Source organism: Streptomyces sp. CAU 1734 (assembly GCF_039888735.1).
Lineage (GTDB): Bacteria > Actinomycetota > Actinomycetes > Streptomycetales > Streptomycetaceae > Streptomyces.
The window spans coordinates 448,579-475,103 of the sequence record NZ_JBDQQP010000001.1 but is presented as its reverse complement, the minus strand read 5'-3'; the positions used below and the strand labels follow the sequence as shown (position 1 = coordinate 475,103).

The window sequence follows — 26,525 nt, the reverse complement described above, 5'->3', positions numbered from 1 at the left end:
AGACACAAACGGCCCGCACGGGCCGCTTAGGAGGCCCGTACAGGGGAACCCGTCACGCCGGTTAGGCTGACTGCCGTGAAGGTCCTCGTCATCGGCGGCGGCGCCCGCGAACATGCCCTGTGCCGCTCTCTCTCCCTCGACCCCGACGTCACCGCTGTGCACTGCGCGCCCGGAAACGCCGGCATCGGCGAGGTCGCCGAGCTGCACCCGGTCGACGCCCTGAACGGTGATGCCGTCGCCCGGCTCGCCCTCGACCTGGAGGCCGGTCTTGTCGTCGTCGGTCCGGAGGCCCCTCTGGTCGCCGGAGTCGCCGACACCGTCCGCGCCGCCGGGATCCCCTGCTTCGGCCCGTCCCGCGAGGCCGCCCGGCTGGAGGGCTCCAAGGCATTCGCCAAGGATGTGATGGCCGCCGCCGGGGTGCCCACCGCCCGCAGCTATGTCTGCACCAATGCCCAGGAGATCGACGAGGCGCTCGACGCCTTCGGCGCTCCCTATGTCGTCAAGGACGACGGCCTCGCCGCCGGAAAGGGCGTGGTCGTCACCCATGACCTCGCCGAGGCCCGCGAGCACGCCCTCGCCTGCGAGCGGGTGGTGATCGAGGAGTATCTGGACGGCCCCGAGGTCTCCCTCTTCGCCATCACCGACGGCGAAACCGTTCTTCCGCTGACCCCCGCCCAGGACTTCAAGCGCGCACTCGACGGCGACGAAGGCCCCAACACGGGCGGAATGGGGGCGTACTCCCCGCTTCCCTGGGCCGATCCCAAGCTGGTCGACGAGGTCCTGGAGTCCGTTCTCCAGCCCACCGTCGACGAACTGCGCCGCCGCGGCACCCCCTTCTCCGGGCTGCTGTACGCGGGCCTCGCGATCACCTCGCGCGGTGTGCGGGTCATCGAGTTCAACGCCCGGTTCGGCGACCCCGAGACCCAGGTGGTCCTCGCCCGGCTGCGGACACCGCTGGCCGCCGTGCTCCTCAACGCCGCCGAGGGCACCCTCGCCGATCAGCCGCCGCTGCGCTGGCGCGACGAGGCCGCCGTGACCGTGGTCGTCGCCTCGCACAACTACCCCGGCACCCCGCGCACCGGCGACCCCATCGAGGGCCTCGCCGAGGTGGCGGAGCGGGACGCGCCGCATGCGTACGTCCTCCACGCCGGGACCCGGCACGACGGCGACACCGTGGTCAGCGCCGGCGGCCGGGTGCTCTCCGTCACCGCGACGGGGCGGGACCTGCGGCAGGCCCGGGAGCGGGCGTACGAGGCCATCGGGCGCATCAGGCTGGACGGTTCCCAGCACCGCACCGACATCGCCCGCGTCGCCGCCGGGGGCTGAACCACGGCACATCGGTCCCCGCCTCCCCGTTTCGACCGGGGAGGCGGGGATTCCGTGCGTCCGGGCCGGTGTGCGGGAGTACGGGGTCTCCCGCGTCCGGAGCGCGTGCGGAGCGGACCCGGGCCCGGACTCCGCCCGCGCGCGGGCCCGCGGACCGGCCGCGATCCGGGGTACGGCCGAATCCGTACCGGCCGAACCCGCCGGACCGCGCCTTCCCGCCGGGTGGTCCGGATCGCGGCCATCGGTCCGTTCGCGCAGGTCGGAGCAGGTCGGAGCAGGTCGGAGCGGGTCCGGCAGGGCCGGCGCCGGTACGCGGGGACGCGGCGCGCCGGGCGGGATCCCGGATCGGGTGCCGGCGGCCGAAAAGCGTGCCCACACTGGCCGACAGCAGTCCTCACCTTTACCCAAAGCCATTCCATCGGGTGACGGCTGCGCCATCCGGATGACGCCCGCCGACTGCCCAACTAGGGTGCGGCGCAGGCGTTCCGGCACTTGGCCCACCGGCATTGCGATGTCAGTGGTGAGTGCCACAGTGGGGGAGTGACCTACACCGTCGCAGTGCAGAGGGGGGTGAGGACCGACCGTGTCCGGTAGCGGAATCGGTGAGTCGATCGGCGCGCGGGCAGCGCGGTCACGGGCGCTCGCGGTGCTGCGCGTTCGCGGCAGGGCGGTCGCCGTCGCCCTGCTGCCCGCGGCGGCCGCGGTCATTCTGTTCGCCGGCGGTGTCACCGGGCACATGCGCGGCGAGGGCTGGGACCTCGCCCGCTGGGTCGCCGGCGGTCTCGCCGCGGTGGTGCTTCTGCTGGCCGCCGCGGTCACCGCCGTGATCGTGCGGGCCAGTCCCGCGCTCAGTCCCACCGTGGAGCTGCCCGAGCGGGCGGCCCCCGATCTCTACCGGCTGGTCAGGGATCTCGCCGAGCGGCTCGATGTGCCGCCGCCCTCGGCGCTGGCCCTCACCCCCGACTGCGACAGCTGGCTGGAGGACCGCAGCCACCCCGCCCACGCGCTCCCCCGGGCGATACGCGGCGGCGGCCGCCGCCGCACCGCCGAGGCGCCGGTGCTGGTGATCGGCTCGCCCTTCCTGTGGTGGATGCGGGTCGCCGAGCTGCGCGCCCTTCTCGCCCCCGTCGTCGCCGGTACGGCGCCCTCCGCGCACCCCGACATAGCCGCGGCCCGGCGGTTCGTCCGGGGGCTCGACGCGGCTGTCGCCGTGGCCTCCGATCCCGGTCAGGGGCCCATCCGGCCGCTGCGGAAGGTGGCCTTCGGTTTCGTCGGCCGGGTCTCCCGGCTGCTGCTGCACAGCTGCCAGGGGTATGCGGGGGAGATGGAACGGGGCGTCGCCGCCGCCGCCTCCGAGCGGGCCCAGACGGTCGATTACGGTCTGCGGATCGTCGCCCAGGAACAGGTGGGCCTCGCCTACGCCGGCTGGGACCGGCTGCTGACCCGGGTGGCACTGCCCGCCTGGCGCATGGGCCGGTGGCCCTCCCGGCTCGATGCCGGGGTGGTCTCCGCGCTCACCGAGCTCTCCCGCCGCGACCGCCTCGCCGAGGGCTTCACCTCCCGGCTCGGCGAGCGCCCCGCCTGCGATCTGCTGGAGGAACCGGGCGCGATCGACGAAGCCGCCTCCCTCCTCGCCGCCCGGCTCTTCCACGGCGGACCCGCCGAGACCGGCACCGACTGGTCCCCGGTCGACTGGCAGCACTATCCGGAGGAAGTCGTCGACCGCAAATGGCGGACGGAGGCGGCCCGGCTCCACCGGGTCCTGGACGACCTCGGCGGTCCGGGCATCGAGACGGACAGGCCGCCGGGCGCCGGTCCCGACAGCCCCACTCTCGCCAGGGTCATGGCACACCTCTCCGCGGCCGGCCCCGACGCCGGCGACAATCTCGCGGCCGGCATCAGCGCGGCCGTGGCCCGCGAGGAGGCCGGCCGCCAGGCGGCCGACACGAGCGGTCCCGTCGCCAAGAGCCCGGGGGACGCGCTCAACGGCTGGGGAGCGGATCCCCTGCCCCTCTTCCCCCTCCAGACGCCCCGCACCGGCAGGGAGCTCCTCGCCGACCACGTCATCGCGATGGTCTGCTGTGCCGCCGTCGACACGGCGGGGGCGATACCCGGCCTCGACTGGCTCGACGGGCCCGTACTGCTGATCCGGGGGACCCGCTGCGCGGACCTCATGGGCCAGGTCCTCAGCCTCACGGACGACGGAGACGCCCGCCCCCTCCGCACCTGGCTCACCGCGGTCGGCGTCCGTCCGGAGAAGCCCGTCCGGCTGGTCTAGGAGGAGGAAAGCAGGCGGGGGCGGGAGGGGAAACGGTCTTCCGGAGGATGTCCCCGGTGAGCCCCGGACGGTATACCTTGCCGCAAGCCCGCAAGCCCGCAAGCCCGCAAGCCCGCAAGCCCGCAAGCCCGCAAGCCCGCAAGCCCGCAAGCCCGCAAGCCCGCAAGCCCGCAAGCCCGCAAGCCCGCAAGCCCGCAAGCCCGCAAGCCACGCGTGCCCGGGGCCGGTTGGCGCGCGGGCGGTGAGCAATCGCCCCTTCCCGTGCCAGGCGGCCATGTCCGACCGCCCGCACCGCACCCGTGAACGGCGCCCCGCCCGGCGGCCGTTACCACCCCGCCGCCCACCCGCCCCATTCGGTGGAAATCCTCCCGTGCGCAACAATTCGCGACGAAGGGTGACGGCCCACATGCGTAATGTGATGTGCTGGGAGCCGGTGCCGGCCCGTCGGCGCACCGGAGTTGGTCGGTGAACCGAGGGAGGGCGCATGGGGGCGGAGCAGATTCGGAGATGGGAGTCCGGGGCGCTCGCCCATGCCGTCTCCGATCCCTTCGGGCAGGGCCCGCTCCCCTGGCTCCGCGGCAATGAGCTGTACCTGAGCGAGACCGGCAAAATGGTCGCCTGGTACGCCGACCCCGACGGCAGCCGCGACTCCCGGGGGATCCTCAGCGCCACGGACACCGAGCAGCAGATCAAGGGCTTCGCCTCCAACGGCGCCGTCACCCCCGGTGAGTCGATCGACTTCCACATCACCGTGAACCCGCCCCGGCAGTTCTCCGTCGACATCTACCGGATCGGGCACTACGCCGGCCACGGCGCCACCAAGATCACCACCAGCCCCCGGCTGCCCGGCATCGTCCAGCCGCCCCCGCTCACCGCCTGCCGCACGGTCTCCTGCCACCACTGGTGGCTCTCCTGGCGGCTCCAGGTGCCCTCGTACTGGTCGATCGGCGCCTATGTCGCCGTTCTCACCACCAGCGACGGCTACCGCTCCCACATCCCCTTCACCGTCCGCGACAGCCACCCCGCCGATCTGCTGCTGCTGCTCCCGGACATCACCTGGCAGGCGTACAACCTCTATCCGGAGGACGGCCGCACCGGAGCCAGCCTCTACCACGCCTGGGACGACGAGGGGCAGCTCCTCGGCGAGCGCGACGCCGCCGTCACCGTCTCCTTCGACCGCCCGTACGCGGGCGCCGGACTGCCCCTCCACGTCGGCCACGCCTACGACTTCATCCGCTGGGCCGAGCGGTACGGCTACGACCTCGCCTACGCCGACGCCCGCGACCTCCACGCCGGGCACATCGACCCCACCCGCTACCGGGGCCTGGTCTTCCCCGGCCACGACGAGTACTGGACCGCGCCCATGCGGCGCACCGTCGAGTCCGCCCGCGACCACGGCACCTCGCTGGTCTTCCTCTCCGCCAACACCATGTACTGGCAGGCGGAGCTCGGCCCCTCCCCCTCCGGTGTCCCCGACCGCCTGCTCACCTGCCGAAAACGCCGCGGGCCCGGGAAATCCGCCCTCTGGCGCGAGAGCGACCGCGCCGAGCAGCAGCTCCTGGGCATCCAGTACGCGGGCCGGGTCCCCGAGCCGCACCCCCTGGTCGTACGGAACGCCGGACACTGGCTCTGGGAGTCCACCGGCGCGGGCGAGGGCGACGAACTGCCCGGACTCGTCGCGGGGGAGGCCGACCGCTACTTCCCGCGCACCTCTCTCCCCGAGCACCGCAGCCGCATCCTCCTCGCCCACTCCCCGTACCGGAACGCCGAGGGCGCCGCCCGCCACCAGGAGAGCTCGCTGTACCGGGCACCGTCCGGAGCCCTGGTCTTCGCCTCCGGCACCTTCGCCTGGTCCCCGGCGCTCGACCGGCCGGGCCACACCGACACCCGGGTGCAGCGCGCGACCGCCAATCTCCTCGACCGCATCTGCAAGCGCGACTGAGGCGACCGCGACCCGCGACGGACCGAGACCCGGGGCGGGACCCCGACCCGCGGCGCACCGTCACCCGAGGCGAACGCGACCGACGCGAACCCGACGCGAACGCGACCGACGCGAGTGCGCCCGCCGGCGATGCGGGGACCTGCCCGCAGCTCCCCTCCCCGCCATGCGGGAGAATCGGAATCACTCGTTCAGAACCACGGGGAGAAACTGTGTCCGGATTTGTGGAAAAGCCCGAACCGCTTCAGGTGCCGGGCCTGGTGCATCTGCACACCGGCAAGGTGCGCGAGCTGTACCGGAACGAGGCGGGTGACCTCGTCATGGTGGCCAGTGACCGGATCTCCGCCTACGACTGGGTGCTGCCCTCGGAGATCCCCGACAAGGGCCGGGTCCTCACCCGGCTCTCGCTCTGGTGGTTCGAACGCCTGGCGGACCTGGCCCCCAGCCATGTCATCTCCACCGAGCTCCCCGCCGGCGCCCCCGCCGAGTGGGAGGGCCGCACCCTGATCTGCAAGTCGCTGCGGATGGTCCCGGTCGAGTGCGTCGCCCGCGGCTATCTCACCGGCTCCGGGCTGGCCGAGTACAACGACTCCCGCACCGTCTGCGGCATCGCCCTCCCCGAGGGGCTGACCGACGGCTCCGAGCTCCCCGCGCCGATCTTCACCCCCGCCACCAAGGCCGCCGTCGGCGACCACGACGAGAACGTCAGCTATGAGGAGGTCGCCCGCCGGGTCGGCGCCGAGACCGCCGCACTGCTGCGCCGGACCACCCTCGACGTCTACGCCCGGGCCCGCGACATCGCCCGCGAGCGGGGCATCATCCTCGCCGACACCAAGTTCGAGTTCGGCTTCGACGCCGACGGCGGGCTGATCATCGCGGACGAGGTGCTGACGCCCGACTCCTCGCGCTTCTGGCCGGCCGCCGACTGGTCGCCGGGACGCGCCCAGCCCTCGTACGACAAGCAGTACGTACGCGACTGGCTGACCTCGCCCGCCTCCGGCTGGGACCGCCGCGGCGAGACCCCGCCGCCCCCGCTGCCGCCCGAGGTCGTCGCGGCCACCCGGGCGAAGTATCTGGAGGCGTACGAACTCCTCACCGGCACCCCCTGGAGCTAGGAAGTCCGGACATGCCAGAGGCCCCGATCCTGGATCGGGATCGGGGCCTCTGTACCGGAGCGGATGACCAGGTTCGAACTGGCGACCTCAACCTTGGCAAGGTTGCGCTCTACCAACTGAGCTACATCCGCGTAACGCCGTGGCGCGCAGCCCACTATACCCAACCGCGCTCCCGTGCGAGACGGACCGCCGTGTGACGGTTCTCCGCGCCCAGCTTGGAGGCGGCCGAGGAGAGGTAGTTCCGGACCGTCCCCTGGGAGAGCGAGGCCCGCTCGGCGATCTCCGAGATGGGTGCCCCGTCCGACGCGAGGACCAGTACCTCCGCCTCGCGCGCGGTCAGCGGGGAGTCCCCGGCCGAGATCGCGTCGGCCGCCAACTCCGGGTCCACATAGCGATGTCCGGCATGCACCGCCCGGATGATCTCGGCGAGCCGCTGGGCGCTCAGGGTCTTCGGGACGAAGCCGCGCACTCCGGCCGTCAGGGCGCGTTTCAGATGACCCGGCAGGCCATGGCTGGTGACGATCATCGTCCGGCACTCCGGCAGCGCCGACCGGAGCGATGTGGCCACACTCACACCGTCCGCGCCCGGCATCTGAAGGTCGAGCACCGCGACATCGGGGCGGTGCGCCAGGGCCATCGCGAGCGCCTCGGTGCCGGACGCGGCCTGGGCGACCACTTCGAGATCGTCCTCCAGCGCGAGCAGCGCGGCCAGCGCGCCGCGGATCAAATGCTCGTCGTCCGCGAGCAGTACCCGCACGGTCATACCGCACCCCTCCGTGCCGAAGCGGGCGCCGGCCCGGTCCTGTGTCCGATGTACCCGATCATGACGGCCGGTTCTCCGCCGGCCCGCCCGGCACCGGCACCCGTGCCGTCAGCCGGAAGTGCCCGGCCCGCCCGGGGCCCGCCTCCAGCGTCCCGTGCACGGCCGACAGCCGCTCCCGCAGCCCGGCCAGCCCCGTACCCACCGCCGGCTCCCGCACGGCCCGGCTTCCCGGTACGAGCCATTCCGCCACCGGCTCGGGCCCCGGCTCCGCACGCGGCGTCACGAGCGGTACGCGACCCTCCGCCACCGCCGCGACCCGCTCCGGCACCCGCCCCGGCTCCGGCCCCGTCCGCACGTCGAGCGGCACCTGCCCGGCCGCGTCCACCGCCACCGCCACCGGCTCCGCGTCCCCACCCGGCCCCGGACCACCCGGCCCCGGACCACCCGGCCCCGGACCACCCGGCCCCGGACCACCCGGCCCCGGACCACCCGGCCCCGGACCACTCGGCCCCGGACCCGTCTCCGTCTTGCCCACCCGCCCCGTGCCGTCGTTCTCGACGGTCAGAACGACCTCGCCGTCCACGCATCCGACGGAGATGGTGCACCGCCGGGCGTCTCCGTGCCGCAGTACATTCGTCGTGGCCTCCCGCACGACCCATCCGAGAGCGGACTGGACGGCCTGCGGCACCTCCAGCTCACCCACCACGACCGTGCAGGTGATTCCGGCGGCGGTCAGCACCCCCCGCGCGCCGTCCAGCTCCACCCGGAGATCCGCCTCGCGGTACCCGCGCACCACGTCCCGGACCTCCCGCTGCGAGTCCCGGGCGATCTGCTGCACCTCGGTCATCTGGCCGGCCGCCTCGGGCCGCCCGCGCCGGGAGAGCTGCACCGCCAGTTCGCTCTTCAGCGCGATGGCGGCGAGATTCCGGCCCATCACATCGTGCAGATCCCGGCTGAAGCGGAGCCGTTCCTCGGCGACCGCGAGCCGGGCCTGGACATCGCGGGCCGCGTGCAGCTCCCACATCACCGCCAGAATCCACATGGAGGCGCGGGCGGTGAAGGCCAGCCACGAGGTCAGGAAGAAGACGACGACGATCGACCCCAGCGCCTGGCCCGGGGTGTGTCCGATCAGCAGGAGGAACAGACAGATGCCGAGCAGCAGGCCCGCCTGGACCGCCGCGGTGACCCGGTTCCGTACCAGCAGGCAGTGCACCGTGGTCAGGGGTGTCAGCACGGCACCCAGGAGAATGGGGCTCACCGGAAGGTAATCCTTCGGGTTGCCCAGCGCGAGCAGGACGAGGACCACCGCGGTGACCCCGGCGGTGACCGCGGTTGCCGAGCAGAGCAGCCGGCGCGGCACCTCCCCCTGCCCGAGATAGGCGTCCATCGCGCGCCGGGCCAGCCGGGCGCAGAGCACCGCCTGGACGACGCCGAGCGCGGCGCCGGCCCAGGCGAGCGGGGGCAGGGGATCCCGGATGGGCGGGAGCAGCAGAAAGACGAGGATCGGGATGATCTCTCCCCAGATGAGCACATAGACCGTGCCCCGGGTGTAGAGGTCGACCTTGGACAGCCCGCTCCGCCCGCTCCAGCCCTTCACGCGCACGACAGGCTCCCGTCCTCGCACCGGTCGACTCGGATCGGCCCCGCTCCCGCCGTGCCGGGCCGGATCAGCGCCGGGGTTCCCAGCGGAACCACCGTCGTACAGCAAACACCGAGACCGCGCACCAGACCAAAGCGCTCACCGCGGCGGTGAGCTGGTCGCCGGATTCCACCCCGCCGACCCAGCCGGCCCGTGTCAGGGTCATCGCACCCGTCAGCGGAAGCAGCTCACAGATCGAGGCCAGCTCGTCCGGCATCATCTCCAGCGGGAAGAACAGCCCCGAGCCCGGGAGCGAGATCAGGAACATCGGCATCGTGGTGATCTGCGCGCTCTCCACGGTACGGGTGAAGGTCGCCGTGACCGCCGCGAGCGCCGCCATGACCAGCACACCGAGTGCGATGCCCGCGAGAAGGAGATCCGGCCGGGCCGGCGCGTCCACGCCGAGGAAGACGACTCCGCCCGCCACCAGCAGCAGACACTGCACCGCGGCCAGCCCGACCGCCGGGAGCGCGGTGCCGGCGAGGATCTCGGGGTCGGTGACCTCTCCGGTACGGAGCCGCTTGAGCACCAGCTCCTCGCGGCGGGCCACATAGGCGGAGACCAGATTGAGATGGACGACCAGGATCAGCACCATCCCGATGCCGCCGGTCATCGACGCCTCGGCGACGCTCATCCCCGCCTCGCCGAGGTCCATCCCCTCCAGGGTGGACTTCATCAGCACCACCATGAGGGCGGGCATCAGCAGCGCCACGAAGAGCGCGGTGCGGTTCCGCACCAGCAGGGTCAGCTCCGCCCGGCCGAGGCCGGCCAGCCGCCCCGCCATCGTGCTGCCGCCGGCCCGGCGGCCCCCGCCGCCTCCGCCGTGGTCTCCTCCGGCGCCCGCCGCCGGACAGCTCTTCGTACCGCCGGCCCTCGTGCCCGTCATCGGATTCTCCGCTCCTTCTCCGCCTGTCCGGCCGCCGGTGCGGGCCTTCGCCGCACCATCCGTCCGCCCCCCGGGGGGATGGCCCGCCCCGGATCCCGTCATCGCCGCCATGTCAGACACTCGCCACTTCGGCCTGGGCGATCTCCAGGAACGCCTCCTCCAGCGAGGCCGACCTGGCGTCGAACGCCTCCAGCAGCAGATTCCGCTCCCCGGCCCACCGGAGCAGTTCGCCCAGGGACTCCTGGAGCCGCTGGGTACGGATCTCCACCCGGCGCCCGTCGGCGGCGGCCATGAGGGAGAGCGGCAGCTGAGCGGCGGTGACCCCATCGGGCAGGGTGAAACGGATTCGCGCCGGCCGGTCCGCGGTGACCTCGGCGGGCGTGCCGGCGGTCACGATCCGGCCCCCGTGCATGATCGCCAGCCGGTCCGCCAGCGTTTCGGCCTCCTCCAGATAGTGCGTGGTCAGCAGCACGGTGGTGCCGGTGTCCCGGAGCGCCCGCACCAAGTCCCAGGTGTCGCGGCGGCCTTCCGCGTCCAGGCCGGTCGTGGGCTCGTCGAGGAAGAGCACCTCCGGCCGTCCGAGCAGCGCCATCGCGAGGTCCAGCCGCCGGCGCTCACCGCCGGAGAGCTGCTTGACCCGTACGGAGGCCCGTCCGCCGAGCCCGACCAGATCCAGCGCCTCGCCCACCGGCCGGGCCCCGCTGGTGCAGCGGGCCCACATCACGGCCGTCTCGGTGACCGTCAGATCGGAGGGGAAGCCGCCCTCCTGGAGCATCACGCCCATCCGGGGGCGCACGGCGGCCCGCTCCCGGTACGGGTCATGGCCCAGAATCCGTACGGTTCCGGCGGCGGGGGCGGCCAGGCCCTCCAGCAGTTCGACGGTGGAGGTCTTTCCCGCGCCATTCGTCCCGAGCAGGGCGAAGATCTCCCCGCGTGCGACGGAGAAGGAGACACCGCTCACGGCCTCGAAGCCGCCCGCGTAACTCCGCCGCAGGTCATCAGCTGTGATCACGTACTGGTCTGAGCTCATGCACTCAGACTTCCGGCGGAGGGGGACGGTCGGCAGTGCGCGCTGTCATCGGTGGCCATGACAAATGTCATGAGTTCGGGGATGATCAGTAAATGACAAAGGCCCCGATCAAATGATCAGGGCCTCTGCACTGGAGCGGACGACCAGGTTCGAACTGGCGACCTCAACCTTGGCAAGGTTGCGCTCTACCAACTGAGCTACGTCCGCAGTGCCTCCGCCTCGGCTTTCACCGGGCGGTGCGTGCATCACTCTACCTGATCCACATCGGTGGCCGGTAAAGGATGAGAGCGGGTGACAGGAATTGCACACTGCGCCTTCCCCCTGGAAGGGGGATGTTCTACTACTGAACTACACCCGCACGCTGCTGAGGTGGGCCTTTCGGCCTTGCCCCTCGGCGTGATCCAAACTCTAGCCGACGGTGGGGGGTGCAATGCAACTCGGATCCGCGCCGGATCAACTCCGGTCCGTGCGGGGCCCGGGCGGCACGGCGGGGCGGTGCCGCCGGAGGGGCCGGCTGGCGCACGGGCCGGCGGGTACGGGGGCGGGCCGTACCGGCGCCGCGGAGGGTGAGGGCGGTCCGGGTTCACCCCGCCGCACACCCGATGCACCTGCCACACCCGGCCCGCTCCGCCGCGCGGACGGCCGCCGGCGGCCGCGGGGGCTCTCACCGGCCGGGCGGGATCGCCGCCCCGGACCGGCCGTGCCGCGCATGTCCCGGGGAGCCCGGCGGAGGAGGGGGCTCACCGTGCCCCCGTATGCCCCCGCCGGTCCGGATCCCGGGCCGGGAGCGCCCCGTCGGCCGGTCCGCCCCGGCCCACTGATCAACTGGCCTCGCGGAACGCCTCGTACACGGCCTTCGGGATCCGCCCGCGCGCCGGCACGTCCATCTTGTTGGACTGCGCCCACGCGCGTACCGCCGCCGGCGCGGGCTCCAGCGCGGTGTGGGTGTAGGTGATCGCCCGCCGGCCCCGCTTCGCGCCGCCCGGGAGCTTCCGCCCGGCGGCCACGTACGGCGCCAGCGCCTTGCGCAGCTTCTTTGCATTGGCGGGATTGAGGTCGATCTCGTAGGACTTCGCGTCCAGGCCGAACTCGACCGTTTCCGCCGCTTCTCCGCCGTCGATGTCGTCGGAGAGTGTGACCACTACTCGCTGAGCCACGGATTTCGGTCCTTTCCCGAGGCATCCCGCACGGTCCATGGTGCTGACGGGCGGCGACACCGGTATTCCGGCTGTCAGGGAGTAAAACCGCTCCCCTCTGTATTCCTTTCTACAGCGACCGGTGGCGCATTGTGAAGCCCACCCAATTATTTGCGCGTGTCCGATCATTGGGCCACAGGTTTTTTCCTGTTGGATTTCCGCAGGTGGTTACCCGGTCCGTTCAGGCGGGTATCCCTCCGATATCCACCCATATCTACGCGAGTAGATTTCCGGGCCGGGTACGCTGAGCGGACCGCCCTCGCAACACACCGGGAGTACCCGTGGCACGCGTCGTAGTCGACGTCATGCTCAAGCCCGAGATCCTCGACCCGCAAGGACAGGCCGTGCAGCGCGCGCTGCCGCGTCTCGGATTCGAAGGCATCGCGGACGTCCGTCAGGGAAAGCGTTTCGAGCTGGAGGTGGAAGGGCCCGTCGACGACGCCGCGCTCGCCCGCATCCATGAGATGGCCGAAACATTCCTCGCCAACACCGTCATCGAGGACTTCATCGTCAAGGTGGAGTCGTGACAGCTCGTATTGGAGTCGTCACTTTTCCCGGCACCCTGGACGACCGGGACAGTCTGCGGGCCGTGCGGCTCGCGGGCGCCGAGCCCGTCTCGCTCTGGCACCGTGACAAGGATCTCAAGCAGGTCGACGCGGTGGTCCTCGCCGGGGGCTTCTCCTACGGCGACTATCTCCGCGCCGGAGCCATTTCCCGGTTCTCGCCGGTCATGGCCACCATCATCGACCAGGCCAGGGCGGGACTGCCGGTTCTCGGTATCTGCAATGGCTTCCAGATCCTGACCGAGTCGCATCTGCTCCCCGGCGCCATGCTGCGGAACAATCATCTCCACTTCATCTGCCGCGATCAGAAGCTGCGGGTGGAGAACGCGGAGACCGCCTGGACCGCCGATTACGAGCAGGGCCAGGAGATCTCCGTACCGCTGAAGAACATCGACGGCCGTTATGTCGCCGAAGAGCGGGTTCTCGACGAGCTGGAGGCCGAGGGCAGGGTCGCCTTCCGCTATCTCGGCTCGAACCCGAACGGCTCGCTCCGTGACATCGCGGGCATCACCAACGCCGAGGGCAATGTCGTCGGCCTGATGCCCCACCCGGAGCACGCCGTCGAGCCCCTGATCGGCACCGGCCGCACCGATGGTCTCGCCTTCTTCACCTCCGTTATCAAGAAGCTGGTCACGGCATGACTCTCGACACCGTCAAGCACGCCAACGAGACCCCCGACACGGATCAGCCGTGGGCCGAACTCGGCCTGAAGCAGGACGAGTACGCCCGGATCCGCGCGATCCTCGGCCGCCGTCCCACCGGGGCCGAGCTGGCGATGTACTCGGTCATGTGGTCCGAGCACTGCTCGTACAAATCGAGCAAGGTCCATCTGCGGCAGTTCAGCGAGAAGGCGCCGGAGAGCGACGCCCTTCTCGTCGGCATCGGTGAGAACGCGGGCGTGGTCGACGTCGGCCAGGGATACGCGGTCACCTTCAAGGTCGAGTCGCACAACCACCCGTCCTACATCGAGCCGTACCAGGGCGCGGCCACCGGCATCGGCGGCATCGTGCGCGACATCCTCGCCATGGGCGCCCGCCCGGTCGCCGTGGTCGACCCCCTGCGCTTCGGCGCCGCGGATCACCCCGACACCAAGCGGGTGCTGCCCGGCGTCGTCGCGGGTATCGGCGGCTACGGCAACTGCCTGGGTCTGCCGAACATCGGCGGCGAGGTCGTCTTCGACTCCTGCTACCAGGGAAACCCGCTGGTCAACGCCGGTTGCATCGGTGTGATGAAGCATGAGGACATCCACCTGGCGCAGGCGTCCGGCCTCGGCAACAAGGTCATTCTGTACGGTGCCCGCACCGGCGGCGACGGCATCGGCGGAGTCTCCGTGCTGGCCTCGGAGACCTTCGAGAGCACCGGCCCGGCCAAGCGCCCCGCCGTCCAGGTGGGCGACCCCTTCCAGGAGAAGCTCCTCATCGAGTGCACCCTGGAGATCTTCCGGGAGAAGCTGGTCGCGGGCATTCAGGACCTCGGCGGCGCCGGCCTCTCCTGCGCCACCTCGGAGCTGGCCAGCGCCGGCTCCGGCGGTATGCGGGTCGACCTGGACACCGTGCCGCTGCGCGACGCGACGCTCTCGCCCGAGGAAATCCTCATGAGCGAGTCGCAGGAGCGCATGTGCGCGATCGTGGAGCCCGCCAAGGTCGAGCGGTTCCTGGAGATCTGCGAGAAGTGGGACGTCATCGCCACCGTCATCGGTGAGGTGACCGAGGGCGAGCGGCTGGAGATCTTCTGGCACGGCGAGCAGATCGTGGACGTGCCGCCGCGCACCGTCGCCCACGAGGGCCCGGTGTACGAGCGCCCCTACGCCCGGCCCGAGTGGCAGGACGCGCTCCAGGCCGATGACGCCGGCAGGCTGCCCCGGCCCGCCACCGCCGCCGAACTGCGCGAGCAGGTGCTGCGGCTGGTGTCCTCGCCGAACCAGGCGTCGAAGTCGTGGGTCACCGACCAGTACGACCGCTTCGTCCAGGGCAATACGGTGCTCGCCCAGCCCGAGGACGCGGGCATGATCCGCATCGACGAGGAGTCCAACCTCGGTGTGGCGATGGCGACCGACGGCAACGGCCGGTACGCCAAGCTCGACCCCTACGCGGGCGCCCAGCTCGCGCTGGCGGAGTCGTACCGCAATGTCGCCGCCTCCGGTGCCCGGCCGCTGGCCATCTCCAACTGCCTGAACTTCGGTTCGCCGGAGGACCCGGATGTGATGTGGCAGTTCGCCGAGGCCACCCGTGGTCTCGCGGACGGCTGCCTCGCGCTCGGCACCCCGGTCACCGGCGGCAATGTCTCGCTCTACAACCAGACCGGCGAGACGGCGATCCACCCGACGCCCGTCGTCGCCGTGCTCGGTGTGATCGACGACGTGAACCGCCGTACGCCGATCGCCTTCGCCGAGAAGGGGCAGCTGCTCTACCTGCTCGGCGACACCAAGCAGGAGTTCGGCGGTTCCGCGTGGTCCCAGGTGGTCCACGACCACCTCGGCGGGCTGCCGCCGGCCGTGGACCTGGACCGGGAGCGGCTGCTCGCCGACATCCTGATCTCGGCATCCCGGGACGGCATGATCGACGCCGCCCACGACCTGTCGGACGGCGGTCTGGTCCAGGCGGTCGTGGAGTCCTGTCTGCGCGGCGGCCGGGGTGCCCGGCTGGTCGTTCCGGACGGTCTGGACGCCTTCACCTTCCTCTTCAGCGAGTCGGCGGGCCGCGCGGTCGTCGCCGTGCCGAGGAGCGAGGAGCTCCGCTTCACCGACATGTGCGGCGCGCGCGGGCTGCCCGCGACCCGGATCGGTGTCGTGGACGGTGCCGAGGTGGAGATCCAGGGGGAGTTCACGATCCCGCTGACCGAGCTGCGCACGGCGCACGAGGAGACGATTCCGGCGCTGCTCGCCTGACCGTCTCCGTACACCGGCACGTACCGAGCCCCCGCCCACCGGCGTCACCGGTGGGCGGGGGCTCGGCTGTTTGCGCCTTGCACGTAATTACGTACTTACGTATATTGAACGCATGGAGCTGGAGGAGCGGGTAGCAGAGCTGGAACGCCGCCTCGGCGCGCTGGAGAGCGCCCGCGGCGCGGCGCCCGAGACCGGCACCGAGCCGGGCGGGGGCGATTTCTGGGCGCTGGAGGGGTTCCGCGGCCGGCTCGCCGAGGCCGGAGCGGAGGACGGCGGGGTGCTGTTCACCGGTGCCGTGCGACTTGCCGCCGGGGAGCGGTACGAGTGGCAGTACGGCGCCCTCACCGAGCGGCTGCTCCAGGAGGACTGGGCGAACGCCGCCGACTCCTTCGCCGCGCTCGGGAGCGGGGTACGGCTGCGGCTGCTGCGCGAGATCCTCGGCGGCCGGCGCTCCGCCGCCGAACTGGCCGAGCTGGAGGGCCTGGGGACCACCGGCCAGATCTACCACCATCTGCGCCAGCTCACCGGCGCGGGCTGGCTGCACAGCCCCGACCGGGGGCGTTACGAGATCCCGGCCGCGCGGGTGGTCCCGCTGCTGGTGGTGCTGACCGCCGCCCGGCCGTGACACACGACGGCACCGACACCGACGCCAACACCGACATGACCGAAGCGAGGGGGACCCGACCCATGTCCACACGGAGCCGCAAACTGCTGATGACCCTGCACCGGGTCATGTGGATCACCATCACCGTGCTGCTGATCACCGCCGTCAGCGGCCTGCTGCCCTTCAGCGGGCTCTGGCTGCTGCTCCCCTTCGCCGCCTCCTGCCTGGTCGCCCGCGTCCTGGACCGCTCGGCCGGGCGGGCGCACACCCCGGAGCTGCGCCCCGCCGGGATCGAGGTGGATCCCCCGGTCACCGGCCGCTGGAGCGCGCTCAACAGCCCCGCCGACAAAACCCCGAGCCATGGCACCCACGCCTACGGCCAGACCTACGCCATCGACATCGTCGCCGAACCGGACGACCCGGAGCACGGCCGCCCCGGCTTCTCCTGGCTCTGGCCGGTCCTCCGCCGCAACCGCGCCTATCCGTCCTTCGGCCGGCCGCTGCTCGCGGTCGCGGACGCCACCGTCGTCCGCGCCTCCGACCGGCAGCGCGACCATCTCAGCCGCACCTCGCTCCTCGGTGTGCTCTATCTGATGGTCGTCGAGGCACCGCTGCGGGACATGATCAGCCCCCGTCTGATCATGGGCAACCATGTGATCCTCGATCTCGGGGACGGTACGTACGCGGCGTACGCACATGTCCGGCGCGGCTCGCTCCGGGTCCGGGCCGGTGACCGGGTGCGGGCCGGGCAGCAGCTTGCCGACTGCGGGAACTCGGGCAATTCCAGCGAGCCCCATCTGCACTTCCACCTGATGGACGGGCTCGACCCGGACACCGCGAGCGGGATCCCCTTCCGGTGGCGCGGGGTCGGTGTCCCCGCCGACAACGAGGTGTTCACGGTCGCGGAGCCCGCCGTGGTCACCGCGCCGGCCGCACAGTCCGCCGTGGTCCCCGCGCCGGCCGCACAGTCCGCCGTGGTCACCGCGCCGGCCGCACAGTCCGAGCCCGAGCCCCGGCCCGAGTCCCGGCCCGAGCCCGAAGCGGCGCCGGCGGGGCGGTAGGTCCCGCGCCCCGCCGGGCGGCGCCCGGTTAACCTCGGCCTCATGCCAACGGCCGCCAAGCGCACCCGCAGTCACGATTACGCCAAGACCCGTACCGCGGTGCTCGCACAGTTCTCGCATCTGCGGAAAGCCGTCGACTCGCTCACCGAGGAGCAGTTGGCACGGCCGGCCCGGCCCGGTGGCCGGACCGCCGGGGACGTGGCCGCACACCTCTCCGCGGTCGCCGGCTCCATCCTCCGCGGCCTCGCGCCGCCGGAGCCGCCCCGGGCGGAAATCACCCTGCTGGAGTGGCCGTTCGCGACGGCCGCGCCCGCCGGGGCCGGGGGCGGGGACACCCGGGGGCACGCCGGCGGGGCTCCGCCCGCCGAGCTCCCCGCCCGGGCGGCCGACCGGCTCGGGGAGGCCCTCGCCGAGGTGCCGGGCTCGCGGCCGGTCACCACCCCGGTGGGCGCCATGACCCTGGGGGACTTCCTGGTCACCCGGGCCGTGGAACTGATCGTGCTCACCGGCGACCTGAACGACGCGACCGGTCTGGACATCCCGTACGACCGGCAGGCGCTCGCCTCCTGCACCCGGCTCCTCGCGGACGCCCTCGCGGTGAAGGCGCCGGGCGGTTCGGTGGAGGTGCGGATTCCGCCGTTCGCCGTGGTGCAGTGCGTCCAGGGCCCCCGGCACACCCGGGGGACCCCGCCCAATGTGGTGGAGACCGACCCGCTCACCTGGATCCGGCTCGCCACCGGGCGCACGGGGTGGGCCGGCGCCCTCGCCGACGCCAAGGTGTCCGCCAGCGGTGAGCGGGCGGATCTGTCGGCGCTGCTCCCGATCCTCGGCTGAACCGGTGGATCCGGTGGGTACGGCGGGTACGGCGGCCGGAGGCCGATACTCCGGGAGAGGGGAACCGGACTGGCGTTCGGCCCGTCCCAGGAGCATGCGTAACCAGCTGAGCATCCCCCTCACGGTCCTCACCCTGCTCGCGCTCGCCGCCTGCGGCTCCGAAACGACCTCCGGAGCCACATCCGGAACGGACGGCGGCAACGCCGGGGACACCGCGGTGACCGATCTCCCGGTCACCGGAGTGGAGTGGACCGTCGCCAGTGTCACCGTCGGCGGCAAGAAGCGTGCCGCTCCCCCCGCCGCCCATCTCCAGCTCACCGGGAAGGGCCGCGTCCAGGGCAGCTTCGGCTGCAACCGCTTCGGGGCCCCGGCCGAGGTGGCCGGAGACATCATCACCGTCGGCGCGAGTGAAATGACCGAAATCGGCTGTGCCAAGGGCACTCAGGACTTCGAGAACACCCTCCGCGACGCCTTCACCGGAAAGCTCAAGGCCGAGCTGGAGAAGAAGAATCTGACCCTCACCAACCCCGCGGGCGACACCATCGCACTGGTCGCGGCGGAGCCCGCCCCGCTGATCGGCACCGTCTGGGCGGTGGACGCGACACTGACCGGCGATGTGTCGAAGCCGACCCCGGCGAACACCGAGGGCCGGGCGCGGCTGACCTTCGGGAAGAACGGCACGGCGAGCGGCAGCCTCGGCTGCAACCGCTTCTCCGCCAAGGCGAAGATCTCCGGCTCCGCGATCACCCTCACCGACATGGCCATGACCCGGATGATGTGCGACACCGGCGGATCCGGTGAGGTCATGGAGCTGGAGAAGCGGCTGGCGGAGGTGCTGGCGAAGCCGGTCACCTACCGGCTGGTCAACCGCGGTCTCACCATCACCGGCGAGGATCACCGGGGCTTCCACGCCACCGCCGCGGCACCCGCCGGAACCGGCCCCGCCGCCGCCCCGGACGCCGGATAGCGCGCGTCACATGCCCGTACGGGCGGGAGCGGGGCGTACGGGAACGGCCGGACCGGAGCCGAGTGGCCGGCCGTGCCCGTGCGCCCTCACGTCCGTCCCGCCCGTCCCCTGATCCCCGGCAGCCCCGCCACCACAGCCGATTCCGGCCAAAGGTCACGATCGTTACACTTCCCGGCCGCCCGCCGCCGCCCCGCTCAGGGCCCGTACCGCGCGCCGCCGCCCCCGGGGTTCCGCCCCGCGCCGGGGGGAAGCGCTCCGGACGGCCGCCACCGGGGCGCCCCCCGCCCCGCCTCGCGCCCGGACCGCCCGATCGGCCATTTCCGGCCGCGCGCCGGTGACCAGGCAGTCACCCAGAGCCCAGGGGCCTCCCGAATTCGGACCAGTGGTCGATCTCGCCTACACTCGGTCCCGTGCCACGTGGTGACGGTCGACTCAATCACGATCTGCTCCCCGGCGAGAAAGGCCCCCAGGACGCTTGTGGCGTCTTCGGTGTCTGGGCTCCGGGCGAAGAGGTCGCAAAGCTCACGTACTTCGGGCTCTACGCCCTCCAGCATCGAGGCCAGGAATCCGCGGGAATCGCGGTGAGCAACGGCTCCCAGATCCTCGTCTTCAAGGACATGGGCCTGGTCTCACAGGTCTTCGACGAAACTTCCCTCGGCTCCCTCCGTGGACATATCGCGGTCGGACACGCCCGCTACTCCACCACCGGAGCCTCCGTCTGGGAGAATGCGCAGCCGACCTTCCGGGCCACCGCCCACGGCTCCATCGCCCTCGGCCACAACGGCAATCTGGTGAACACCGCCCAGCTCGCCGAAATGGTCGCCGACCTCCCCCGCCAGGACGGCCGCGCCACCCAGGTCGCCGCCACCAATGACACCGATCTCGTCACCGCCCTGCTCGCGGGCCAGGTGGACGACGACGGCAAGCCGCTCACCATCGAGGAAGCCGCCTCCCGGGTGCTCCCCGAGGTCCGCGGCGCCTTCTCCCTCGTCTTCATGAACGAGTCCACGCTCTACGCGGCCCGTGACCCGCAGGGCATCCGCCCGCTCGTCCTCGGCCGGCTCGACCGCGGCTGGGTCGTCGCCAGCGAGTCCGCCGCGCTCGACATCTGCGGCGCCACCTATGTCCGGGAGATCGAGCCGGGCGAGCTGATCGCCATCGACGAGAACGGCATCCGCACCTCCCGATTCGCAGAAGCGAAGCCCAAGGGCTGTGTCTTCGAGTACGTCTATCTCGCCCGTCCCGACACCGACATCGCCGGCCGGAACGTCTACCTCTCCCGTGTGGAGATGGGACGGAAATTGGCCAGGGAAGCTCCGGTCGAAGCCGATCTGGTGATAGCCACCCCGGAGTCCGGCACCCCGGCGGCGATCGGCTACGCGGAGGCGAGCGGAATCCCGTACGGCTCCGGACTGGTCAAGAACGCCTATGTCGGCCGGACCTTCATCCAGCCGTCCCAGACCATCCGGCAGCTGGGCATCCGGCTCAAGCTGAACCCCCTCAAGGAAGTCATCCGGGGCAAGCGCCTGGTCGTCGTGGACGACTCGATCGTGCGCGGCAACACCCAGCGCGCCCTGGTGAAGATGCTCCGCGAGGCCGGGGCGGCCGAGGTCCACATCCGGATCTCCTCGCCGCCGGTGAAGTGGCCCTGCTTCTTCGGCATCGACTTCGCCACCCGCGCCGAGCTGATCGCCAACGGCATGACGATCGAGGAGATCGGCACCTCCCTGGGCGCCGATTCCCTCTCCTACATCTCCATCGACGGCATGATCGAGGCGACGGCCATCCCCAAGCAGAACCTCTGCCGGGCCTGCTTCGACGGTGAGTACCCGATGGAGCTCCCCGATCCCGAACTGCTCGGCAAGCAGCTTCTGGAGACCGAGCTGGCGGGCGGCGCCGATGCCGCGGACGCGCTCCGCCGTCCCTGAGAAGGCCCCAGCCATGAGCAAGAAGGCCATGAGCGAAAAGGCCGTGACCACGAAGGCCGTGACCACGAGGGCCGGCGGCACCGAGGCCGCCGGCGGGCGGGCCGTGACCAGCAGAGCAGTACGGCCATGAGCAGCCGCGCCATGCGCAAAGACGCCATGTGCGCCCGCACCATGGTCGCCATCAGGAGTGCCCGCGCCACGGACACCACGCGCGACCGCACCCCGGACGCCGTGAACGCCCGCGTCATGAGCGCCGGCCAGGGCCCCGCAGTACCGACACGAAAGCTCTCTCTGTCATGACAACTGAGTCTTCCGACCGCGTTCCGCACGACGGCGGCGCCAGCTACGCAGCCGCGGGTGTCGACATCGAAGCCGGTGACCGTGCCGTCGAGCTGATGAAGGAGTGGGTGCGCAAGACCCGCCGCCCCGAGGTCCTCGGCGGCCTCGGCGGTTTCGCGGGACTCTTCGACGCCTCCGCCCTCAAGCGTTACGAGCGCCCGCTGCTCGCCTCGGCCACCGACGGTGTCGGCACCAAGGTCGACCTCGCCCGCAAGCTGGGCGTTTACGACACCATCGGCCATGACCTGGTCGGCATGGTCGTGGACGACATCGTGGTCTGCGGCGCCGAGCCGCTCTTCATGACCGATTACATCTGTGTCGGCAAGGTCCACCCCGAGCGGGTCGCCGCCATCGTCAAGGGCATCGCGGAGGGCTGTGTCCTCGCGGGCTGCGCCCTCGTCGGCGGCGAGACCGCCGAGCACCCCGGCCTGCTCGGCGAGGACGACTTCGATGTCGCCGGCGCCGGCACCGGTGTGGTCGAGGCCGACCGGCTGCTGGGACCCGATCGCATCCGTACGGGGGACGCGGTCATCGCCATGGCCTCCTCCGGCCTTCACTCCAACGGGTACTCGCTGGTCCGCCATGTTCTGCTCGACCGCGCCGGAATGGCGCTGGAGGCGCGGGTGGAGGAATTGGGCCGGACTCTCGGCGAGGAGCTGCTGGAGCCCACCAAGATCTACTCCCTGGACTGCCTGGCGCTCACCCGCACCGCCGAAGTGCATGCCTTCAGCCATGTCACCGGCGGCGGGCTCGCCAACAACCTCGCCCGGGTGATCCCGGACGGTCTGCACGCCATCGTCGACCGCTCCACCTGGACCCCCGGCCCGATCTTCGATCTGGTCGGCCGCGCGGGCCGGGTGGAACGCCTGGAACTGGAGAAGACCCTCAACATGGGTGTCGGCATGATCGCCGTCGTCCCCGAGGAGTCGGCCGATGTGGCGCTGACCCTGCTGGCCGACCGGGGTGTCGAAGCCTGGGTCGCCGGCGAGATCACCGACCGGGGTGAGCACACCTCGGGCGCCGAGCTGATCGGCGAGTACGCGAGCTGAGCACCGGGCCGGAGACCGGTCACGCGGTGATCGAATACCTGAGCGAGGCGCGCCGTCCGGATCCCGCCCGGTCCGGGCGGTGCGCACCGCCCCGAGCCCGGGGCGGAGTGCCGTACGCGTACCGCCGCATCACGCTCCGTGGTCCTGCCGGCTGGGCCGACAGGACCGGCGGGTCAGCGGCGCGGACGGCGCCGAACAGCACAGAACCCGGTCCGGGTGATCCGGACCGGGTCGGTGATCAATGCGACGTCAAGCGCCGCGGCGCGCATGCGAAGACGGACCGGAATCTTCATCCCCGTCATCGTCGTCGTTGTACATCTCCGCGTACCGCGCGTACGGGTCGTCTTCCTCGTCGTCATCCTCGAACGGCTCGCCGTTCGGAGGCTGGCTCGGAGTAGAAGCGCCCAGCTCATTGGCCAGACGCGACAGGTCAGTCCCGCCGCTGTTGTACTTCAGCTGGCGGGCGACCTTTGTCTGCTTGGCCTTGGCCCGGCCGCGCCCCATGGCTCGACCCCCTCGGTGACGGGGCTCGACGGCCCCAGAGTCTTGACACGCGTTCATGATTCGGAACGGACTCTCCGTGGAGAGACCGGCCCGTAGGGCTTCAACGGTACCTGCTTCCGCAGCCATACGGTACGCCGCCCGCATGACGTGCCACTTCGCAGGACCCGCGAGGAGCCCCGTCCTCGCTGGTCAACTGCGATATTAACCTCTTCTCGGCGCTGGACCCGCCGTCCGGGGTGAGTCTTCTCTCCCGATACGGCGGGCCCGGCGCCCCCGGAACCTCAGTGCCGGCGGGCCTCCGCCATGCGCTGCTCGGCGATCCGGTCGGCCGCCGCGGCGGGCGGAACACCGTCCTCATTCGCACGTGCGAATATCGCCAGCGTGGTGTCGTAGATCTTCGCGGCCTGCGCCTTGCACCGGTCGAAGTCGAAGCCGTGGAGCTCGTCGGCGACCTGGATCACCCCGCCGGCGTTCACCACATAGTCGGGGGCGTAGAGGATGCCCCGGTCGGCCAGATCCTTCTCCACCCCGGGGTGGTCGAGCTGGTTGTTGGCCGCCCCGCAGACCACGGAGGCGGTCAGCGCGGCGACGGAGGCGTCGCCGAGCGCGCCGCCGAGCGCGCAGGGGGCGTAGATGTCCAGCCCCTCGGTGCGGATCAGGGTGTCGGTGTCGGCGACCGCCGTCACCTCGGGGTGCCGGTCCAGGATCCGGCGCACCGACTCCTCGCGGACATCGGTGATGACCACCTCCGCGCCGTCCTCCAGCAGATGATTCACCAGATGATGGCCGACCTTGCCGACCCCCGCGACGCCGACCCTGCGGCCGGCGAGCGAGTCGGTGCCCCACCGGTGGCGGGCCGAGGCGCGCATGCCCTGGAAGACCCCGTACGCGGTGAGCACCGAGGAGTCGCCCGCGCCGCCGTTCGAAGGGGAGCGCCCGGTGGCCCAGCGGGTGGCGCGGGCCACGACGTCCATGTCGGCGACATAGGTGCCGACGTCGCAGGCGGTGACGTACCGGCCGCCGAGGGAGTCGACGAACCGGCCGTAGGCGAGCAGCAGCTCCTCGCTCTTCAGGGTGTCCGGATCGCCGATGATCACGGCCTTGCCGCCGCCGTGGCCGAGACCGGCCAGGGCGTTCTTGTACGACATGCCCCGGGCGAGGTTGAGTGCGTCGGCGACCGCCTCCGCCTCGGAGGCGTACGGGTGGAATCGGGTGCCGCCGAGGGCCGGGCCCAGGGCGGTGGAGTGGATGGCGATGACGGCTTTGAGCCCGGACGCGCGGTCCTGGCAGAGCACGACCTGCTCATGGCCTCCCTGATCCGAGTGGAACAGGGTGTGCAGGACGCCGTCGGTCACATCGGTCACGGTGGTGACTCCCAAGTACGAAGCGGCGGATGAGGGACTTTCCTATGGGTGGGGAAGGTCCGTTTGGGCACGAGGGTAAGGGCTACTCGGGAGTTGACCGGGCCCAGGGCCGAGGATCACACCTTGGTGGAGTACTGAGCGGAGTGCGGCAGCGGAAGGATGTGACCATGCCGGCGGTGTCCTCGGTCCTTGTCCCCTATGCGTCCTATCTCAGGGTGTACGAACCCCTGGCGGCCTTCTCCGAGCCCGAGCGGGGGTACTGGGCCCGTTACGCGGCGCGCGGGGAGACCCCGACCGCACAGGACGAACTGCGCCGTTCGCTCGCCGACTTGCTGCCCACTCCGCCGGTCCCGGTCCCGGTCCACGAGAGTGGTGATGCTTTTGTCATTAATTGGCCAGAATCATCTGGTGATGTTCATATCTGCCCCTGGCGGACCCGGCTGCGCGGATGGCTGGCGCTTCAGGAGCTTTCCGGCCAGCTTCCCGTTTCGCTGCTGGACGCGGTGCTGCCGCCTGTCGTACGCGGACAGGCCACCGCGGACTGGGAGGAATGGCGGGAACGGAACCCGGACGCCCGTCCGTGGATCAGGACGGCGGTCTGGCAGGTGCCGGTGCGCTGGTTCGCGCTCTTCGCCGACGAGGAGCGCGAGTACGAGCCGGCCGGGCCGGGCGCGGCGGTGCTCCGCTACCGGACGCCGATGGTCCAGGCCCGCCGCCGGATCGCCCGGGCGCTGAAGGCGCTGCGGGAATCGGGGGACGCCGGTTCGCTGTCGGAGGGCCTGGTCGACGTGGGCAAGTGGCTGGAGGAGTTCCACCCCCTCTCCCTGGTCGAGCTGGACTACGGCGGCCTGGTGCATGCCCTCGCCGGGCCCCTGCTCGCCGATGATCATTCGGCGGCCGATGTGGCGGCGGGGATCGCGGCGCTCCGGGAGGGGGACGACGAGGCGGCGGGCGCGGCGTACGCCCGGCTGGTGGACCGCTGGCGGGCCGTTCGTGATCTTCGATTCGCCAACTGAGCGATTCTGTGGATGATTGAGACCTTCCGCCCGGGCCCTAGGTCCCGATCCGGGCCTTTGCCTCAAGCGTGACGGATTGCACTAACTGGGCCCTTGCGCCTATCGCCTACCCTCGTGTCAAAATAGGACAAGGAGTCCGGGGAGGGTTCCTTCCGTCCAACTAAGGGCGGAATGCTCGGCGTTGCGCTCTATGGGGGGCTTGACGGCTCCTGATCACTCTGTGACTGATCGTCACTGTGGGGTGACTGTCCGCTATGGCATGGTCCATCGGCGTTCAGCCACTGTTGAACACCTCAGAGGGCAATTCCGTCGGTTTGGCCGACGTGGCTGGACAGATGGTGTAGTTGTAGTGCCGAGGACAAGCCGTTCGTCCTATAACCGACTCGGCCCGCGTCCGCCATTTCGGGCAACGCGGGTCAAGGTGCAGAATTTAGAGGAAAGAACCGAGAAGGTTCGGTTCTCCCGAGGAGGCCGCTCATGACCGCTCGCACCCCTGATGCCGAGCCGCTGCTGACCCCGGCTGAGGTTGCCACCATGTTCCGCGTGGACCCGAAGACGGTTACCCGCTGGGCGAAGGCAGGCAAGCTCACGTCGATTCGTACGCTCGGCGGGCATCGCCGGTATCGCGAGGCAGAGGTACGTGCACTGCTCGCGGGTATTCCGCAGCAGCGCAGCGAGGGCTGAAAGCCCCGCTGAACCGGGTATTTCCGGGACCCCCATCCCGGTGACACCCACCCATGGCTCCACATGGCGTTGTCCGCCCCAACGGACTTCCGTCATTTGATCGCGCTGGACTCCGCCGGGTCCAGCGCGATTTTTCATGCCCGGAAATGGGCGGCGGGCGGCGGACGGCGCCGCCGGGCCGGTCTCCCGGTGCGCGCGAGCTGGTCTCCCGTGCCCGCCGGGGGCATTGTCGGGGCGCGTTCCGGATGCGTTCCGGAGGGCTTCCCCGGTGTGTTCCGGGAGCTTTCCGGGCCGGCCCGGGGAGGGCGCCCGGGGTGGTTTCCGGAGGGCCCGGGAGTCTTTCGGGGCCCGGAAGCGGCTGCTCGCGGCGGAAGCCCGGGGGAGGGGCGGGCCGGGCGATTCCGTCCCCCGGGGATTCCGGGCCGATTCGCCGGGTCGACGGGCCGGGCCGGGAGGGGCCGGGGAGGGCCGCCGACACGCCGTACGGGGTCCTCGAGTGGCGGGCGTGCGGGTGTTCCGGGAGGGGCGCGAGAGAGGCGGGGAGGGCGCTCAA

Annotated in this window: 23 protein-coding genes and 3 tRNA genes; 16 read left to right on the top strand and 10 right to left on the bottom strand. The window is 71.4% G+C overall.

What is annotated here, in order from left to right; translation table 11 throughout:
* The first annotated feature begins 75 nt into the window (after positions 1 to 75).
* The 4 genes from purD (at position 76) to AAFN69_RS01915 (ending at position 6,658) form a co-directional block, all read left to right on the top strand.
* The gene (gene purD / locus AAFN69_RS01930; protein WP_347726438.1) at positions 76 to 1,326 is read left to right on the top strand and encodes a phosphoribosylamine--glycine ligase; all 1,251 of its coding nucleotides are present in this window, start codon (positions 76 to 78) and stop codon (positions 1,324 to 1,326) included.
* A gap of 583 nt (positions 1,327 to 1,909) precedes the next feature.
* Positions 1,910 to 3,604, top strand: a complete 1,695-nt coding sequence (locus tag AAFN69_RS01925; protein WP_347726437.1) for a hypothetical protein — start codon at positions 1,910 to 1,912, stop codon at positions 3,602 to 3,604.
* A 484-nt stretch (positions 3,605 to 4,088) separates the two neighbouring features.
* The gene (locus AAFN69_RS01920) at positions 4,089 to 5,546 is read left to right on the top strand and encodes a N,N-dimethylformamidase beta subunit family domain-containing protein (RefSeq protein WP_347726436.1); all 1,458 of its coding nucleotides are present in this window, start codon (positions 4,089 to 4,091) and stop codon (positions 5,544 to 5,546) included.
* 209 nt (positions 5,547 to 5,755) lie between these two features.
* Positions 5,756 to 6,658, top strand: a complete 903-nt coding sequence (locus AAFN69_RS01915; protein WP_347726435.1) for a phosphoribosylaminoimidazolesuccinocarboxamide synthase — start codon at positions 5,756 to 5,758, stop codon at positions 6,656 to 6,658.
* 58 nt (positions 6,659 to 6,716) lie between these two features.
* Here the strand turns inward: AAFN69_RS01915 and AAFN69_RS01910 are convergent.
* From AAFN69_RS01910 to AAFN69_RS01875, 8 genes are all read right to left on the bottom strand, one after another.
* Positions 6,717 to 6,789, bottom strand: a tRNA-Gly gene (locus tag AAFN69_RS01910).
* A gap of 23 nt (positions 6,790 to 6,812) precedes the next feature.
* Positions 6,813 to 7,421: a response regulator transcription factor gene (locus AAFN69_RS01905; RefSeq protein ID WP_347726434.1), complete on the bottom strand. Its 609-nt coding sequence runs from the start codon at positions 7,419 to 7,421 to the stop codon at positions 6,813 to 6,815.
* 58 nt (positions 7,422 to 7,479) lie between these two features.
* Positions 7,480 to 9,024, bottom strand: coding sequence for a histidine kinase (locus AAFN69_RS01900; protein WP_347726433.1), 1,545 nt, complete (start codon positions 9,022 to 9,024; stop codon positions 7,480 to 7,482).
* Positions 9,025 to 9,088: 64 nt separating this feature from the next.
* Complete coding sequence (locus AAFN69_RS01895) at positions 9,089 to 9,844, bottom strand: ABC transporter permease (RefSeq protein WP_347726767.1); 756 nt, start codon at positions 9,842 to 9,844, stop codon at positions 9,089 to 9,091.
* A 214-nt stretch (positions 9,845 to 10,058) separates the two neighbouring features.
* Positions 10,059 to 10,976, bottom strand: coding sequence for an ABC transporter ATP-binding protein (locus AAFN69_RS01890; protein WP_347726432.1), 918 nt, complete (start codon positions 10,974 to 10,976; stop codon positions 10,059 to 10,061).
* Positions 10,977 to 11,107: 131 nt separating this feature from the next.
* Positions 11,108 to 11,183, bottom strand: a tRNA-Gly gene (locus AAFN69_RS01885).
* Between the two features lie 79 nt (positions 11,184 to 11,262).
* A tRNA-Gly gene (locus AAFN69_RS01880) sits at positions 11,263 to 11,334 on the bottom strand.
* A 463-nt stretch (positions 11,335 to 11,797) separates the two neighbouring features.
* Positions 11,798 to 12,133 (bottom strand): Lsr2 family protein, encoded by a 336-nt coding sequence (locus tag AAFN69_RS01875; RefSeq protein ID WP_347726431.1) that lies wholly within the window; start codon positions 12,131 to 12,133, stop codon positions 11,798 to 11,800.
* A gap of 320 nt (positions 12,134 to 12,453) precedes the next feature.
* On the opposite strand from AAFN69_RS01875, the gene purS reads away from it, so the two are divergent.
* The 10 genes from purS (at position 12,454) to purM (ending at position 22,404) form a co-directional block, all read left to right on the top strand.
* Entirely contained in the window at positions 12,454 to 12,699 is a 246-nt protein-coding gene (gene purS, locus AAFN69_RS01870; RefSeq protein ID WP_347726430.1) for a phosphoribosylformylglycinamidine synthase subunit PurS, read from the top strand.
* A complete protein-coding gene (purQ, locus tag AAFN69_RS01865; RefSeq protein WP_347726429.1) occupies positions 12,696 to 13,376 on the top strand; it encodes a phosphoribosylformylglycinamidine synthase subunit PurQ in 681 nt (226 codons plus the stop codon). Before purS ends, purQ begins: the two co-directional genes overlap by 4 nt.
* Positions 13,373 to 15,622, top strand: coding sequence for a phosphoribosylformylglycinamidine synthase subunit PurL (purL, locus tag AAFN69_RS01860; RefSeq protein WP_347726428.1), 2,250 nt, complete (start codon positions 13,373 to 13,375; stop codon positions 15,620 to 15,622). The genes purQ and purL overlap by 4 nt, the downstream gene beginning before the upstream one ends.
* Before the next feature lie 112 nt (positions 15,623 to 15,734).
* Positions 15,735 to 16,247 carry a winged helix-turn-helix domain-containing protein gene (locus AAFN69_RS01855; RefSeq protein ID WP_347726427.1) on the top strand — a complete coding sequence of 171 codons (513 nt, stop codon included), beginning with the start codon at positions 15,735 to 15,737 and terminating at the stop codon, positions 16,245 to 16,247.
* Positions 16,248 to 16,309: 62 nt separating this feature from the next.
* A complete protein-coding gene (locus AAFN69_RS01850) occupies positions 16,310 to 17,287 on the top strand; it encodes a peptidoglycan DD-metalloendopeptidase family protein (protein WP_347726426.1) in 978 nt (325 codons plus the stop codon).
* 42 nt (positions 17,288 to 17,329) lie between these two features.
* Positions 17,330 to 18,121: a sterol carrier family protein gene (locus AAFN69_RS01845; protein ID WP_347726425.1), complete on the top strand. Its 792-nt coding sequence runs from the start codon at positions 17,330 to 17,332 to the stop codon at positions 18,119 to 18,121.
* 94 nt (positions 18,122 to 18,215) lie between these two features.
* On the top strand, positions 18,216 to 19,088 hold the full coding sequence (locus AAFN69_RS01840; RefSeq protein ID WP_347726424.1) for an META domain-containing protein: 873 nt from the start codon (positions 18,216 to 18,218) through the stop codon (positions 19,086 to 19,088).
* A 410-nt stretch (positions 19,089 to 19,498) separates the two neighbouring features.
* Complete coding sequence (purF, locus tag AAFN69_RS01835) at positions 19,499 to 21,016, top strand: amidophosphoribosyltransferase (protein ID WP_347726423.1); 1,518 nt, start codon at positions 19,499 to 19,501, stop codon at positions 21,014 to 21,016.
* A 126-nt stretch (positions 21,017 to 21,142) separates the two neighbouring features.
* Positions 21,143 to 21,316, top strand: a complete 174-nt coding sequence (locus AAFN69_RS01830) for a hypothetical protein (RefSeq protein WP_347726422.1) — start codon at positions 21,143 to 21,145, stop codon at positions 21,314 to 21,316.
* Entirely contained in the window at positions 21,313 to 22,404 is a 1,092-nt protein-coding gene (gene purM / locus AAFN69_RS01825) for a phosphoribosylformylglycinamidine cyclo-ligase (RefSeq protein WP_347726421.1), read from the top strand. The genes AAFN69_RS01830 and purM overlap by 4 nt, the downstream gene beginning before the upstream one ends.
* 249 nt (positions 22,405 to 22,653) lie before the next feature.
* Here purM and AAFN69_RS01820 read toward each other — a convergent pair whose 3' ends face one another.
* On the bottom strand, positions 22,654 to 22,908 hold the full coding sequence (locus tag AAFN69_RS01820; RefSeq protein ID WP_347726420.1) for a DUF3073 domain-containing protein: 255 nt from the start codon (positions 22,906 to 22,908) through the stop codon (positions 22,654 to 22,656).
* Between the two features lie 281 nt (positions 22,909 to 23,189).
* Positions 23,190 to 24,272, bottom strand: a complete 1,083-nt coding sequence (locus AAFN69_RS01815) for an amino acid dehydrogenase (protein WP_347726419.1) — start codon at positions 24,270 to 24,272, stop codon at positions 23,190 to 23,192.
* A 167-nt stretch (positions 24,273 to 24,439) separates the two neighbouring features.
* Between AAFN69_RS01815 and AAFN69_RS01810 the strand changes: the two genes are divergently transcribed.
* Positions 24,440 to 25,288, top strand: a complete 849-nt coding sequence (locus tag AAFN69_RS01810; protein ID WP_347726418.1) for a hypothetical protein — start codon at positions 24,440 to 24,442, stop codon at positions 25,286 to 25,288.
* A 477-nt stretch (positions 25,289 to 25,765) separates the two neighbouring features.
* Positions 25,766 to 25,972 carry a developmental transcriptional regulator BldC gene (gene bldC / locus AAFN69_RS01805; RefSeq protein ID WP_020869672.1) on the top strand — a complete coding sequence of 69 codons (207 nt, stop codon included), beginning with the start codon at positions 25,766 to 25,768 and terminating at the stop codon, positions 25,970 to 25,972.
* Positions 25,973 to 26,525: the final 553 nt, after the last annotated feature.